The organism is Candidatus Latescibacter sp. (assembly GCA_030692375.1).
Classification (GTDB): domain Bacteria; phylum Latescibacterota; class Latescibacteria; order Latescibacterales; family Latescibacteraceae; genus JAUYCD01.
In genome coordinates this window covers 1-14,657 of sequence record JAUYCD010000247.1, presented here as the reverse complement: position 1 = coordinate 14,657, position 14,657 = coordinate 1, and the positions used below count along the sequence as shown (strand labels likewise).

Annotated in this window: 10 protein-coding genes; 6 read left to right on the top strand and 4 right to left on the bottom strand. The window is 52.1% G+C overall.

The features are described from left to right. Positions 1-982 (top strand): uroporphyrinogen decarboxylase family protein (locus Q8O92_15000; GenBank protein MDP2984625.1); only part of this gene is annotated, 982 nt, incomplete at its 5' end. A 4-nt stretch (positions 983-986) separates the two neighbouring features. Here Q8O92_15000 and Q8O92_14995 read toward each other — a convergent pair. Continuing rightward, a complete protein-coding gene (locus tag Q8O92_14995; protein ID MDP2984624.1) occupies positions 987-1,895 on the bottom strand; it encodes a DUF5050 domain-containing protein in 909 nt (302 codons plus the stop codon). Between the two features lie 225 nt (positions 1,896-2,120). Between Q8O92_14995 and Q8O92_14990 the strand changes: the two genes are divergently transcribed. Continuing rightward, positions 2,121-3,194: a PKD domain-containing protein gene (locus Q8O92_14990; GenBank protein ID MDP2984623.1), complete on the top strand. Its 1,074-nt coding sequence runs from the start codon at positions 2,121-2,123 to the stop codon at positions 3,192-3,194. Between the two features lie 193 nt (positions 3,195-3,387). Here Q8O92_14990 and Q8O92_14985 read toward each other — a convergent pair whose 3' ends face one another. Then, positions 3,388-4,698, bottom strand: a complete 1,311-nt coding sequence (locus tag Q8O92_14985) for a right-handed parallel beta-helix repeat-containing protein (GenBank protein MDP2984622.1) — start codon at positions 4,696-4,698, stop codon at positions 3,388-3,390. 449 nt (positions 4,699-5,147) lie between these two features. On the opposite strand from Q8O92_14985, the gene Q8O92_14980 reads away from it, so the two are divergent. From Q8O92_14980 to Q8O92_14965, 4 genes are read left to right on the top strand one after another with little or no spacing between them, the layout of a single operon-like run. After that, the gene (locus tag Q8O92_14980; GenBank protein MDP2984621.1) at positions 5,148-5,582 is read left to right on the top strand and encodes a transcriptional repressor; all 435 of its coding nucleotides are present in this window, start codon (positions 5,148-5,150) and stop codon (positions 5,580-5,582) included. Next, the gene (locus tag Q8O92_14975) at positions 5,579-6,508 is read left to right on the top strand and encodes a zinc ABC transporter substrate-binding protein (protein ID MDP2984620.1); all 930 of its coding nucleotides are present in this window, start codon (positions 5,579-5,581) and stop codon (positions 6,506-6,508) included. The genes Q8O92_14980 and Q8O92_14975 overlap by 4 nt, the downstream gene beginning before the upstream one ends. Then, a complete protein-coding gene (locus Q8O92_14970; protein ID MDP2984619.1) occupies positions 6,508-7,353 on the top strand; it encodes a metal ABC transporter ATP-binding protein in 846 nt (281 codons plus the stop codon). Before Q8O92_14975 ends, Q8O92_14970 begins: the two co-directional genes overlap by 1 nt. Further along, positions 7,350-8,174 (top strand): metal ABC transporter permease, encoded by an 825-nt coding sequence (locus Q8O92_14965; GenBank protein MDP2984618.1) that lies wholly within the window; start codon positions 7,350-7,352, stop codon positions 8,172-8,174. Before Q8O92_14970 ends, Q8O92_14965 begins: the two co-directional genes overlap by 4 nt. A 147-nt stretch (positions 8,175-8,321) precedes the next feature. On the opposite strand, the gene Q8O92_14960 is transcribed toward Q8O92_14965, so the two are convergent. Both Q8O92_14960 and Q8O92_14955 read right to left on the bottom strand, forming a co-directional pair. After that, complete coding sequence (locus Q8O92_14960) at positions 8,322-11,132, bottom strand: DUF6067 family protein (GenBank protein MDP2984617.1); 2,811 nt, start codon at positions 11,130-11,132, stop codon at positions 8,322-8,324. A 23-nt stretch (positions 11,133-11,155) separates the two neighbouring features. After that, positions 11,156-14,410, bottom strand: a complete 3,255-nt coding sequence (locus Q8O92_14955; protein ID MDP2984616.1) for a heparinase II/III family protein — start codon at positions 14,408-14,410, stop codon at positions 11,156-11,158. Between the last annotated feature and the right edge of the window lie 247 nt (positions 14,411-14,657).

Below are 14,657 nucleotides of genomic sequence, written 5' to 3'. Positions count from 1 at the left end.
AGAGGATGCCATCGCATTCTTCCGAAAGATGGACTGTTTCGATATTATCAATGTTGCAGCGATGGCTTCAAGTGTGGCTCCGCCGCGCGGTTTTGAGTTCGAGAAACCGAAAAAGATCGGGGAGAACACATGGGAATTTCGCGATGGTTCCATCGTAAAATATTCCGAGACGACAGCAGATATTACCAAAATCCATAATCCGAATGTAGGGAAAAGGGCATACGCGCCATCGGATTTCGAAGGCGAGCCTTCAGTCCCTTCAGTGGATGAGAGCTGTTTCGAAGTGGTCGATGCGGTCATCGCAGAATTCGGGCGCGACCGCTTCCTCATGGGGCCTTCCGGCAGCGAAGTGGGGATTTTTCTCCTCGACGGTAATATCGAGGAAGGCGGCGAAGGATTCACTTATGGCCTCATGCAGTACCTGGACAATCCTGAAACTGTCCATGCAGCCATTCAGTATGAGGTGAAAAAGAACAATATTCTGGACAGCCGGTACATCCGGCCCGGTCAGGATGCAGTCGGGTGGGGACAGGATTTCGCCAGCTCCCAGGGGCCGTTCATCTCTCCGGCGATGTTCCGTGAATTCGCGCTTCCTGCCATCCGGGCCAGGGTGAAGAATGTTCATGACAAATTCGGATTGCCGGTGATGAAACATGCCTGCGGAAACAACACCAAGCTTCTGGACATGTTTGTAGAAGCGGGATACGACGCCTACCAATCCATCCAGCGGAGTGCAGGTATGGACCTGGCGCGGATAAAAGCCGGGTACGGGCAATATTTCACACCCTGGGGAGGAATTTCAGTGGAGAACCTCGTCTCCGGCACGGCCGAGGATATCAAAAAGGATGTGCAGCGCGCCATGGAGGAATACAAACCCGGCGGGAGGTATATATTCGGCTCCACCCACTCCATTGCGGTCGGCACGAAATATGATAATTTCATGGCCATGGCGGATGAATTCGAGAAGGGAAGGCTGTATTGAGGCTCTATTTTTTCAAAAGAGAAACAGCCGGATAATCGTCAAAGCCGAGATTTTTAGAGATGTTCACCTGGCCGGTGCCGTCCGGATTCATGACAAATATCTCACGGTCGTTTTTTTCAACTTTGGCGAAAACAATTTTTTTACCATCGGGGAACCAGGAAGGCTTCCCAAAATACGTGTTCTCTTTCGTGATCCGGACTTTGTTTGACCCATCGCTGTTCATTATACTGATATTAGTGGCTTTATTCGCCCCCGAAATAAAGACGATTTTTGATCCGTCCGGCGACCAGGCCGGAGAATAATTATCACCGGGACCTTCAGTCAATCCGATTCGATTCGAACCGTCGGCATCCATAACAAAAATGTCTGTGTGGCCATCCACTTTCCTCATTGTATATGCAATTTTCCTGCCGTCAGGAGACCAGGCGGGGTCTTCTTCAAGTCGGGGGCTTTTCGTCAGATTTACCATATTTGACCCATCGATATTGATCACAAAAATGTCGCAGTTGTTGTCGTTATTGGATTGGAAAGCTATTTTTTGACCATCCGGGGACCAATCAGGATTATAGTTCAACATATTGGTTTGAGTGAGCTTGGTCGGAAAACCGCCTTCTTCGCTCACGAAATAGAGTTCCATGGCTGAAATACCGCCGCGGTCACTGTAAAACACGATTTTTTCCCCATCGGGAGACCATGCGGGGGCGCGGTTCCATCCGGGTCCTTTGGTCAGCCTGACCGGATTGGAACCATCTTCATTCATGATATAAATATCGAAATTGCCGTTTCTGGTTGATTCAAAAGCGATCTGAACCGGCGTTTTTTTAACGGTTTCGGTTTTCCCCTTTTCTTTCCCGCATGAAGCCATCAATAATAACAAAAAGCACAGGATACTCAGACCCGTTGTTTTACCCATAATAACTCCCTTGTTTGCGCAATCACTAAATATTAAGTTACATTACTTCATTAAAACTGAATATACCTGATTCCCGGATTATTTGCTATCAAAACCTTTTTCTAAAGATAAACAGGCAGACCGACAAATTTTCCATGCTTTTTCATTGTAAAATTGTATATTTTTCTTTATACCTGTAAAGGCTTTCAGAGATTTAAAAAATATCGTTGAAAGGAGAATGTTTTCATGGTACTCAGGATGGCGACCGCTGCATTGATGCTCGTTCTATTCGGCTGCACCGAAGCCCCGGCGCTGGAACGCCCGGATGTGGTGTTTAAAATTTTTCAGTTTCCGCCGGACAAGATTCCCTGCATAGACGGAAAGACCGATGACTGGAATATCGTTCCGGAAAGCTACGCCCTCGGTTCCGATCAGCTTGAAGATACGGTCATGGGTCATGTCGGAAATCCCGACCCGAAAGACCTGAAGATAAAAGTGAAAGTTGGCTGGGTGAAAGGAATGAACCGTCTCTATTTCCTCTATGAGGCGGATGACAATTACTGGAACATGTACTATAAGCGCGGCGATATTTTCGAGGTGGTGGTGGACGGCGACCTTTCCGGCGGCGACTTCATCAACAATCCCCAGATTGCGGATCCTATGGAAGCGCATTTCCGATTCAAAGGGGTGCACGCCCAGAATTACCACATTTTTACTCCTCCCGGCGAGGGAAGAGACTGGGCCATGGTCTGGGGCTGCCAGCCGTGGATCCGCGATCTCCCCTACTCCAATCACGCCTATTCTTACAATTTCAAGGAAGGCGAGAGCGGCCATCTTATTCTTGAGTTCTGGATCACACCATTCGATTACGCCCCTTATGACGGCCCGGAAGGGGCGGTGGAATCGAAACTGGAAGAAAACAAGAACATCGGGCTTTCGTGGTCGGTCCTTGACTACGATAGCAAAGAGGGCAATTATACCGGTTTCTGGAACCTTTCGCACAAAACGCGGATGGATTCCAATGCCTCCTGCCAGGTCGCTTTCCGGCCAATGCCGCTGGAACCGCAATTCCGCAAACCCATCGAGGCGCAATGGTCGTTCAAGGTGGTGGATATGGACCGCCGGATGGTAGCTTTCAAAGATCTTTCGTATGGGAAAATCACTTCCTGGCTCTGGGATTTCGATGACGGCGCAACCTCCACCGAGCAGAATCCCATCCATGTATACAAAAAACCCGGGACATTTACAGTCGTTCTCAACATCGAGGGACCGGACGGTAAAGCGCGCCGGGTAAAGGTGAACGATGTTGCGGTGAAATGAAAGAAGCAGCAGAGCGGCAAAGTTATAAAGATGATCCCCCTGTCACCTTCGGTGACATCCCCCTTGCTAATGGGGATAAAATAGAAAAACCATTCTACGCCGTTGATATCGGTTGCCCCCCCTTTATAAAGGACAGGGGGATCCAATCCCGCAGCAAGCTGCGAGGAATTCTGAGATTAAACAAGGCTTTTCATTACTTCACTTTCAGAGCGATCTCTTCGGTGATGGGGCCCAAATCCATCTTCGCGCCGTTTGGATTTTTCACCGTTATTGTTCCCGCAAGGTTTTTCACTGTGTAGCCGGTATCTCTGCCGGTCGCGGCGATCGCCGGACGGTTTTTGGTATCTTCCACGCGGCAGTTGACAAAATCGATGCCTCCCTGCTTTTCCGTTTCTCCCCGCTTGTTAAGCACAATTTGAACGGGGGCATCATTGCTGGAGAGCGCGACATTTTTCCAGGAACAGTCCCGCAGCCGTATCAGCGCCCGGTCCGCGGCTTTTCCATAAAATTGCGCGCCGTAAGAGGCGGTATTTTCAACCTTGCATCCGTTAAACTCGATCAAACCAAGCGGGCCGTCTTCTTTTATTCCACCCACAAAAATACCTCCGCCTTTCTCCGAAGTAATCCGGCAGTTCTCAAATTTTACCGACAGAGGGTCGGATTTCCGGGAAAGAGAAGACAGCCAGAAAGCGATGCCTGCGCCCTTGTTGTTCTCGAAGACACAATTCTTTATAAGGCAGTTAGACAGCGCCTCAGTGTTAAAATTCGGTTCCAGATCGATGCCTGCTTCAGGCGCGGTTCCCCAGGTGTTTTTAAAAGTACAGTTTTCTATGGTCATATTTTTGGCGCTGATCACACTAATTCCCTGACGGTAGTTATTATCGCAAACCACATCTTTGATGAGCACATTGCTGCAGTAAGGCTTTTCCTTATTGGCGACTCCCAGGTAAATACCGTCTCCGCCGCTGTCCTTCAGGGTCAATCCAAGGATTTTGATATTATCACAACTGCTGAACTCCAGAACCATCCGCCATTCCGCTTTCTGATAGGGTGACTTCATGTAATCATCCTTTTGCATCCGCAGGATGGCGCCATAGCCGGTCAAAGTGATATTTTTAAGATTATCAGCCCGGAAAAGACAGTCGTTACCGCCTTTGAACTCCCCTTTTTTGGCAGTGACCACCACACCCTTATGAAATTCAATTTCCTGGTTGGAGACGAGCTTGATCGGCCTGACCATCCAGTCTTTACCCATGTTGGGAACGATCACTTTTTTCGCCCCGGAATTGATGGCTGACTGGAGCGCCTCGGTGGCATCAGTATCATTAAAACCCCACCATGCCGCATTGGCGGTGGTCTGTTTCCCGGAAGCAACCTCTTTCACCATTTCCGGGTTTTTGATATTTCCGGATTCACTGGCAGCGAGCGCAAAAACGGCTCCCATAATACCGCCCAGAATAAAGGCTGCGATAAGAAATCTCCGGAAAACCTTTTTCATTTTCATTTTTCATACCCTTTCCCTTGTGGAGTTGGCCCCTGATTTTGCTGTTCCATTGATGCGTATAATAAAACTTTTCGGAAGCAGCGTGTAAAGGAATGTTTTTTTTCCGGGAAAATATTATTCCCTGCAAAAAATGCAAACTTTATTAATTATACATGACGACATAAATAATTGCGCATGTTTTGAGTGTTTAGATCCTGAAACGAGTTCAGGATGCAGTGGACTCTTCGACAGGCTCAGAGTCCTCTGACCGAGCACTGAGCTTGTCGAAGTGCACGTGTCATGCCGAACTTGTTTCCGCTTCGCGGGAACGATGAAAGCGCAGCGCATCTTTTAGCAACCGTTTCGGCATCTATTTTGAAAAGAAACGCAATAAAATATGTCGTCACCTATATTATTCGATACAGTCATTTCTTCTTGCAAATCATTTGCATCTGTAATATACTACAATCATGAGACACTGCGATAGTAAAGAACTCCTGAAAAGCCGGCATATCCGGATCACCGAGCGAAAACTGGCGATTCTTCAGAGCATCCTCGCCAGCAGCACCCCGGTGAATGCCTCAGAGCTGCATGGACGCGTTTCATCGGCGCTCCGGATGGATCTGGCCACCGTTTATCGGACGCTGAACTCCTTCCGTGAAAAAGGTCTTATCCGTGAGATCACCGACGACACCGGAACGCTCTATTATGAAATCGCCTGCCTGCACAACCCGGTGCATCCGCATTTCAAATGTCTGAGATGCCGGAAGATTTCCTGTCTGGAGTTTCTTGATCATGCCAGCGCCTCTTCCATGACACGGTTTGCCCGGGATTGCGAGATCACCGACATTTCCATCACCCTCTCCGGCATCTGCCGGGAATGCCGGACGGAGGATTCCGAATGACCTTGACGCGGTATATTGCGGGAATACTCCTTTTCTCCGCAGTGAGCATCTTGAACGGTCTTCCCTCATGGTGCGCGGAAGCTCCCGTCCAGGCAGCGGTAAGCATCGCACCCCAGAAGTACTTTGTGGAAAAAATCGGCGGCGCCCATGTGGCGGTAACGGTCATGGTTCCGCCGGGAGTGGAACCTCACACCTACGAACCTAAACCCCGTGAGGTTCTGGCGCTTTCCAGGGCGAGGGTATATTTTGCCATCGGCGCTCCTTTCGAATATGCCTGGCTTCCCCGCTTCAAGTCCACCAATCCGCGGCTGCTCATCGTACACACCGAAGAAAATGTTCCGAGGATTCCCCTGGCGCAGGAAGAATATCATGAACTTGTGCGCGCTGAAACTCCCGAAAGCGGAATGGATATTCATATCTGGCTTTCCCCCCCTCTAGTAAAAATTCAGGCTCAGTCCATTTTCGACGGTCTTGCTAAAATCGACCCGGCGCACATTGAAGAATACCGGGCGAATCTCACCCGATTCAATGCTGAAATCGATTCCCTCGACGCCGATTTGAAAAAGCTCTTTTACGGCCGTCAGCAGGCAAAATCCCCCCTACCCCCCTTATTAAGGGGGGAAAATGGGAAATTTATGGTGTTTCATCCGGCCTGGGCATATTTTGCGCAGGCTTACGGTCTCAAGGAAATTCCCATAGAGATTGCTGGAAAGGAGCCGAAACCCTCAGAGCTTATGAAATTGATAAAACTCGCCCGCGAGCAGAAAATCACTGTTATCTTTGTACAGCCGCAATTTTCCGCCCGGAGCGCCCGGACAATTGCAGACGCAATTCACGGCCGACTGGTGTATGCAGATCCCATGGCGGAGAATTGGGCGAAAAATTTAAGGACTGCAGCGGAAGAATTCAAAGCCGCTTTGAGGTGATGATGAATTCGATACCCGTTATAGAATTGAAGAATGTCTGGTTTTCCTATAATGGGGAAACGGTTTTTCGTTCCTGCGAAGCAGCAACTGTGCTGAAGGATATTACCTTCAAAGTGGAACGGAATGATTTTCTGGCTGTAATCGGACCGAACGGCGGCGGAAAAACCACCCTTTTGAAACTTATTCTCGGCATGCTGCAACCGAAGAAAGGAACCGTCCGGGTTTTCGGGGAAGATCCCGCGAAACGGTTTCATCGTTCCCGCGAAGCGGCAATCGTCCATAGGCTGGGATATGTTACCCAGGACACCTCGTACAACCGTGATTTCCCCATAACCGTCATTGATGCAGCTCTGATGGGCAGGCTGGGGCACCCTAAAAAGCTCTGGCGCTATACGAAAACCGACCGTGAGATAGCGCAGCATGCCCTGGAAACGGTGGATATGGGAGCATTCCGCAGCCGCAGAATCGGCTCCCTTTCCGGCGGACAGCGCCAGCGTGTTTTCATCGCACGGACTCTTGCTTCGGAGCCGGATATTCTGCTTCTGGACGAGCCAACTGCCAGCATCGATATCGAAGGACAGCAGAAGATCTACGATATCCTGAAAAAACTGAACGAGAACATGACCATCCTGGTAGTCAGCCATGATCTGAACATCCTCCTGGGGATTGCCAAATCGGTGGCACATGTGAATACCACTCTTTTTGTCCACAATGCCCCGATTATGTCCTCCGAAATGCTCGGCAAACTGACGGGAATATCCCTCGAACACTTCTGTCCGGTGGAGCTGCTCGGCGAACAGGCAGACAGGCAGCTTCACCGTTCCGGCGAGGAATACACTCCATGATAGAAGCTCTCCACTATGATTTCATGCAAAACGCCCTGATCGCCGGAGTTCTCGTCAGCCTGGCCTGCGGAGTAATCGGCTCGCTTGTGGTGGTTAACCGCATGGTTTTCATCTCCGGCGGGATTGCTCACTCTGCCTACGGCGGAATCGGACTGGCGTTTCTTCTCGGGATTCCCCCTCTCCTCGGGGCCGGGCTTTTTTCCCTCTTCATCGCCCTCATCATCGGGGTGCTCACCCTCACGAGCAAATACCGTACGGACAGCATCATCGGGGCGCTCTGGGCGGCAGGAATGGCGTTCGGCATCATCTGCATCGACCTCTCCCCGGGGTATAGCGTCGATCTCATGAGCTACCTGTTCGGGAGCATCCTGACGGTTCCCCATGCCGACCTCTGGTTCGCCCTGGCGCTGGACATGGTAATCATCCTCGGCGTTATCATACTCTACAAGGATTTCCTGGCGCTTTCCTACGATGCGGAATATGCCGCCCTCCGTGGGGTGAAAGTCAGGCTTCTCTACTTCATTCTCCTCTCCATATCCGCCCTCACCGTGGTCATGACCATACGGGTTGTCGGGCTGATACTGGTCATCGCCCTGCTCACCATTCCGACCTATATCGCCGAAACCTTTTCACGCTCGCTAGGGGGTATGATGGTGTATTCTTTCATCGCCAGCGCATTGTTCACCTTTTCGGGATTGTGGATTTCCTATGCGTTCAATATCACCTCCGGAGCATCCATCATCATGGTCGCCACGGTGGTGTTCTTCATTTTCTTCGGTGTGAACAAAGTAAAGGAAAAGAGGGGGAAAACGGCGCTATAATCTCTACGCAAAGTCAATGAAAAAAGAATACAGACGACAGATAGATCCTGAACCTTTTTCGTCCAGGACTTAGCGAGAAACCGTATTTCAAAAGTATCTTTAAAAACGGCGCTTCGCGAATTGAAGCGCCTTTTTCACATTTTCTGCTTAATTATTAACACTCTCAGGCCCATCCAGTCCCAAAACATTTCGTATCAGAGAAGAGCACACTTTCCCGCTTTTATCCCGGATTTCCAGGCGAAGCTGGTAATTTCCCGGCGAGAGCGCGCCTGCCTCAAGGGTTATCCGATTCGGCTTTTCAAGGTCTTGCACGGAAGAGGCGACCGGCTTATCGCGGCTGTCGAGCAGCGATACCCGGAGGGTGTAGCTTCCCGGCTGCACCCCGGCCATTCCCAGCAAATCGAAGGAAACGGGCAGGGAGGGCCGGTTCGCCCAGATATGGAGGGGAGCAGAGACTGCGCGAATCCGGGGCGTCTTCAGCTTGACCAGGGAGATTTCATCCAGATAAAACACCAGCCGGGCGCCGTGAGTATAATTGGCCTCCGAGATTCCGAACTGGAGCGTTCGGAGCGACTTCCAGGGCGAAGAGTTCGAGGGGGATTTCCCGATCAGGTCTGTTACGGGTATGCGGAATGGAATCCATTCCCGCTGATGGTCGCCGATGTCCATCCGCATGTCTGCGCTTCCGCCCCTCGGATACGAGCGAAGGTTTATGGAGAACGGAGTACTGTCATCGGCCACCTCGTCACGGTTTGAATCGACTTTGAGCCAGAAGGACAGGTAGTCATACCGGGTCAGGTCAAGCTCACCCTCAGAGAACTCCATGACCAGGCGCGGCCATCCGACCGGGTATTTCCCGCCCTCGCCGCCATCCACATTGTGATCAACCAGTACCTCGTATTTCAGGCACTTGCCGCCGTGGCGGCTTTCTTTGTCAGTCACCGCGGTTTTTCCTTCCGTGGTGCCGCTTTTCCAGCGGGCAAAGTTATTATCGCCGAGATCGAGTATCTCATCCTTTTCCCCCGTAGTTCCCGGAGAAGAAACGGGGGCGGCTTCCTCTGCCCCGGCTTTCGTGTCGCCCACCAGCACGGAAGGGGCCTGGTTCCGGTTCAGCGCGGGGAAAGCGTTCAGCTTTTCTGTAAGCGCCGCCATGCGCCAGCGCCAGGCGTCAAAATCGCCGGAAGCCCAGAGACCGTCATCCATGTATTTTTCCTGCACCCGGATGGAAGACCAGATTCCCTGAAGGAGTTTCCGCCCCTCTAAAGTCAGCTTACGGCAGGCGGGATCGGTTGATCCTTCCCGCCGGACAATTGTATTCTCAAGAGTGTAGATATACCGGGCGTCATCGTACCCCTCGCGGAAGCATTCCCAGTAGGCGGTTGGAATGACTGTGCCGTCATCGTCGATCCGCTGGCCGCAGCCGGAGGTGGTGTTTCCCTTGAGGTAATCGAACGGGTCGGGGCCGGACTGCCACCGCCAGTGCCAGGGAATGAGGGTTGAATAACCGCTCCGCCAGAAACCGTAACCGTAGGTCATCCGCCCGCCGCGGCACATGACTCGTGGATTCTTGACCTCCCCGGCCACATGGTTCGGATAGCACCAGTACTCGTACTTCTGCGAAGAGACCACCTTCTCGTAAGGTGTCGAATAGGGCTGCGAACACCAGATGTCTACAGAGGGGGCGTAATCGGCAGCATCCGGAGATTTGGGATCCTTGGTGATGTAGGTGCGGACACCGGCGGCTTTCATGGCGGCGTATACCTTCATGCCGAACGTTCTGGCGCTGACATGCACCTCGTCGACCGGGCAGTAGATGAACTCCGGCCAGCCATTGGCCTTTCGTTCTTTCTCGAAAGCCTTTACCACTTCGGTCAACCGGGTATAGAATTCATCCGGGGGCATCTTGCTGATAGCCCAGTGCGCCCCCACAGTGCCGTCGGACATTTTATTGTAGAGCTGCTTCACCACGGCGTCAGCGGTGACCGGATAGGGTCCTTTCATGCCGGCCTGCATCATCTGACCGATCATTTCGGGATGGCGCAGGATGGCGCGCCCGTTCTCATCGGCGCGCAGGTAGCCGGTCGGGAGCATATCGAACCCGTACTCGACCATGGTGCGATACTCATTCGCCATAGCCTTTTCCAGCCATTCCGGGTTGTCCTTCGACCGTGAATTCGGGACCACGCTGTACATATCATAGTAATAGGCAGTGAAATGCTTGTTCGGGTCTTTCTCCAGCTTGAACCCCAGCACACGGAGAAGGAGCGGTACCGCGACCGCTTTCTCACAGCCGTCATCGAACACGGTGACTGTCCCGCGGTAGAGGCCGGGGCGGGCGTTCTCCGGCACATGAATTTTCAACCACCAGCGCTGGCACTCCCCTGACGGGGAGGAGTGCTCGGTCACCTTCTCAAGAAGCTCGGGAGTATGACGCCAGGTGTCGGTCGAGCTGTAGCCGGGATAGCGGATGTTCCAGCAGGTGACCAGGCGCGTTTCCACTGCGGACGCGGGAATTTCGGCGGAGGCGCTTTTGAGAGGTGACACGATGATCCGGAGATTTTTCAGCGGACGTACAGGGTAGACCCCCAGGGTGAGCGGCTCGAATTCGCCGGGAGCGGCGAATGCGACGAGAGAGCGGAGTCGTTCCCCGGCAAGCGGCTTGGTGTTGGCATACACCGGTTCCATATATAAGCGCTGAAACAGCATGAAGCCCTGTTTTTTCTCCTGGGGAGTGAGGACAGGATCGGGAGCGGTTTCCTCAAAAGGCACTTCTCTCCAGCCCTCCGGAACCGGCGGCTGCACCCGTGCAAGCTTTTCCGGGATAGCTTCGAAAGAGGAGAGAGAAGGTTTTTCAACCAGGGAAACCTCAGGAAGTTTAACGGAAGATTGTCCCGATGAGAGAGCGGGAATGATGAAAAAAATACAGATCAGGAATATGAAAAGATTGATTTTCCGCATGGCTTGCTCCTTAGTGCAATTTTTCACTGCTGAATCCAAAACCCATTCGTTCCAGCCTTAAGGTTGAAAGCTGCCATACCAGTTTTGCTATCATACTCGAATTTCGACACTGCATCGTTCAAAAGAATTTTTTGCGGTTTCCAACCCACCTTCAGAGAAAGGGTAGAAGCTGTTTTAGAATCGGCAGAGCCGAAAATAAAGTTACGCTCCCTGTTGATATAACCAAGGTTAATGGACACTCTTTCTTTTGAACGCATTATCGTTTCACCAGCTTCTCCAGCTTTCTTCAGCAATGTCGCTTCTCTGATATACAGGCTATACACACCTCTTTTAATATCGGATGAGATCGCCATGCGATCCCCGTCCGTTTCCCATTCGACCGCTGAAATGATACCATTGCCCGGAGCTGTCCGAAACAACACCTGTTCTATGGTCGAGTCCCTGTTTACTACAACCCCTGTCCAGCCGTCCCAGTTTATCCGGGAGATTTTCCACGCCGCATGTTCAACCCGGTTATCCTCGCGTGAAGGAATGAGGACGGCAAGGAATTTTTCCGCTTTCGATGGCTCCGGTGTGGTGAGCATGATAAGGGAGCCGTCGCGGTCGGGGTGCGGTTTGATAGTACGTGTCAGTTTTTCGGGAGTAAGAATCTCCATTCGAAGCCCGGCTTTCGGACGGACGATCTGCACTGTCGAACCGCTCCCTTTGAACGTATCCTTCCCCTCGGCGTTGAATACCCAGGTAAACCGCTCCGGGTTAAAGGATGCAGCATCATCATACATCACAAGGTATCTTCCCATATACACGAAAGAACGGGTATACTTCGAGAGCCTTCCCTTGTATACGCATGAAAGCTCGCCCTCCACATCATTGATCCCACCGATGAAACAAGATGTTATTCGGGGGAATTCGTTCCTGGCATGGACTTCATCGTCCAGATCGGCGATCCTCTGCGATTCCGGGTATTGATTGAGAAGAAGGGTGTTGTGAGCAATCGGCTGGATATAGAACGAACGGTAATAGAGATTGGTGTAGTAATTCACATATCCCGCCTCGCTGAGGAGGGTTTCGTTATTATACAGCAGCCAGAACGTACCCTGATCGAGATGATAATGGTTTGAATGCGGGCCGCATTTCATGGCGAAAATGAGCGCATCCTGATCCATGCCCGAACGGAATACGACATTTCCCTTTGACCAGAACCAGTGCGAGAAAGGGAAAACCATTGAGTCAAAATACGCTCGTGGGAAGGTCGGGTCAGGATACCAAAGGAAATCAAAGAAAGTATAGTTCGGCGAAAAAGTCCCTGACTCTGTCAGCCAGGTGTAACGCTCGATGGCAATGTGGTCTTTTGTGCGGTGCGCCAGCCAGAGGTAAAGGTTCCGGAGCGCGAAACCCCAGTCTCGGCCGCCGTCGCCGAAAGCCGGACAGTTGCGGCCGTTTGCTGTTCCAAGGAAAACCGCGTACAGATAAACGTTCTTGACATTAGTAGTGGTCGTCCAGTCGATGCCCAGGATTCTTTCCAGCGCATCCAGGCATTTCACCAGGTCCTCCGAATCGGTTCCGGCATATCCTTCCGGCTCGGCGTAGCTTCCATCGGGACGGTATGCGGCATCGATATGCGCCTTGTATTTGGCCAGGAATCCCGAGAGATAGGGCTCCATGTCAGGATTTTCCGGATCTTCGCCCAGAAGCGCCAGGGTTCCGAGGATGATCCCGGTGGTATTCATACCGATGTGGTTGGTGATATTTGAGGGTTTACGGTTAAGCAGCACATGATCCCGGTAGTGAGGGATTATGGCTTTCTCCATCATGGCCAGGCGGATTTTGACGCGCTCCTGGGGGGTGAACAGCGGATAGAGGAGATCGTAACCGATCGCCATGCCGTAACACCACAGCCCCACCGGGTAGTAGCCGTACATGTGGTGGCTGGTGAACCAGGGATGCATCCAGGCATTGAAATCGGCAAACTGCAGCATGAATTCCTTCGCCTTCCGCCCGGATTCCACATCGCCGGTCAATGCATAGAGGAACGCGCCGGAGGCGGCCACATCACGCACGATGCCTCCCGGCCTCGACCACAAACGGTAATAGTCCCAGGCGGGAGAAAAGGGACCGCCATCAAGGAATTCCAAGTTAGGATTTTTCGCCTCGACAATATCATCGATGCTGCCCCGGGCAACCGAGTTCCGGGCGGAGGCAAGCGCCGCCTCCAGAATTTTCGCCCGTTTTGGGTCCTTGTCCGCTTTCAACACCTTCAGCTCCGAAGCGGAAAAGAACAGCCGTGGATGCTCCTGCGGAGTAAACCGCTTTTCCGGCACGATGAAATACAGCTCGTCATGCACGAACTCTCCTCCGGTTCCTACACCGTTCATCTCGATTTTCCAGCGCCCGGCGGGATCGTTTTCCCCGATGCGGCAGAGCGATGCGCTGCCCCAGACGCCGCCCCCGGCGCTTTCCAGCGGAACATTTTTAGCCTTGGCATTTTGGTGGGAATCATAGACAGTGGCATTCACCGACTCCAGGGTCAGCGGCCTGTTTCCCTCTTCGGGCTGCACATTCAGGGAAAGGGCCTCTCCACGGTAAAAGTGGCGGTTAAGAAAGGTAAAGAAAAATTTGTCAAGATAGGTGGAGGATGGCTCTTTCGCAACGAACCGGCGTGAAATCTGCCCGGTCAAAACGAAATCGTCTATGCAGAGCGTGTAGCTTCGGTGGGGATTGACCGGACCGTAAGAGGCCACCACAGTCACCGCCTCGATGAGCCTGCCTGTGGTGAGTTTTTCATTCCCCGCGCTGAAATTGGTCATTTGGAGGCGAAGTGGAATCCAGGTATTGGCGGCCGGGGCCGCCTGCGACCACACAAAGCGCCGGCCATCCGATGAATAGAGAATAATCCGGAGCTCTTTCGCTTTACGGTCACCGTCCAGGAAGGCCGCGACGGTAAGCTCGGTTTGCGGACCGGTCCACAGGCGGGTTTTCTTGGTCATACCGACCAGGTTTTCATCACGGGGGTAATCGGTGTCGTTGGGTTTTATGACCTTGGCGAGCGAGTAAGCGCTCCCCTTCCAGGTCGGTTCCTGAACACAGCAGATTTCGGGATCGAATCCGGGATCCTCCGCAATCGGGTAGCTCTCCCAGGCGTTTATCTCACCCGATTCGAACGTGTCCGAAAGAGTGAAATCGATCCTGTCGGGAGTTTTGTCTTTCGGCTCCGCGCTGAATGCATAAAAAGAGAATAAGAGCGCCGCCGCCGACATGAAAAATAATCGCATAATCATGGGCATAATTCCTCGGAATGAAAGAAAAATTCACAGGTATTTGAGATGCCGAAACAAGTTCGGCATGACACGTGTCATCCTGAACTCGTTTCAGGATCTATCCTATTCTAGTGTAATGTCAATCAGATAATGTCTAGTGCTGGAGTTTCTTTTTTTAACCCCCTTAAAAAGGGGGTCGCCGCTCAAGCGGCGGGGGGATCTTTATTCGCTGGGAAGAAGAAATCCCCCCTGCCTTTGGCATCCCCCC

Excerpts from the sequence above, each read along its gene's own strand:
- Q8O92_14960 (MDP2984617.1), bottom strand. The coding sequence starts at position 11,132 with ATGCGGAAAATCAATCTTTTCATATTCCTGATCTGTATTTTTTTCATC.
- Q8O92_14965 (MDP2984618.1), top strand. The coding sequence starts at position 7,350 with ATGATAGAAGCTCTCCACTATGATTTCATGCAAAACGCCCTGATCGCC.
- Q8O92_14975 (MDP2984620.1), top strand. The coding sequence starts at position 5,579 with ATGACCTTGACGCGGTATATTGCGGGAATACTCCTTTTCTCCGCAGTG.
- Q8O92_14995 (MDP2984624.1), bottom strand. The coding sequence starts at position 1,895 with ATGGGTAAAACAACGGGTCTGAGTATCCTGTGCTTTTTGTTATTATTG.
- Q8O92_14970 (MDP2984619.1), top strand. The coding sequence starts at position 6,508 with ATGATGAATTCGATACCCGTTATAGAATTGAAGAATGTCTGGTTTTCC.
- Q8O92_14985 (MDP2984622.1), bottom strand. The coding sequence starts at position 4,698 with ATGAAAATGAAAAAGGTTTTCCGGAGATTTCTTATCGCAGCCTTTATT.
- Q8O92_14990 (MDP2984623.1), top strand. The coding sequence starts at position 2,121 with ATGGTACTCAGGATGGCGACCGCTGCATTGATGCTCGTTCTATTCGGC.
- Q8O92_14955 (MDP2984616.1), bottom strand. The coding sequence starts at position 14,410 with ATGATTATGCGATTATTTTTCATGTCGGCGGCGGCGCTCTTATTCTCT.
- Q8O92_14980 (MDP2984621.1), top strand. The coding sequence starts at position 5,148 with ATGAGACACTGCGATAGTAAAGAACTCCTGAAAAGCCGGCATATCCGG.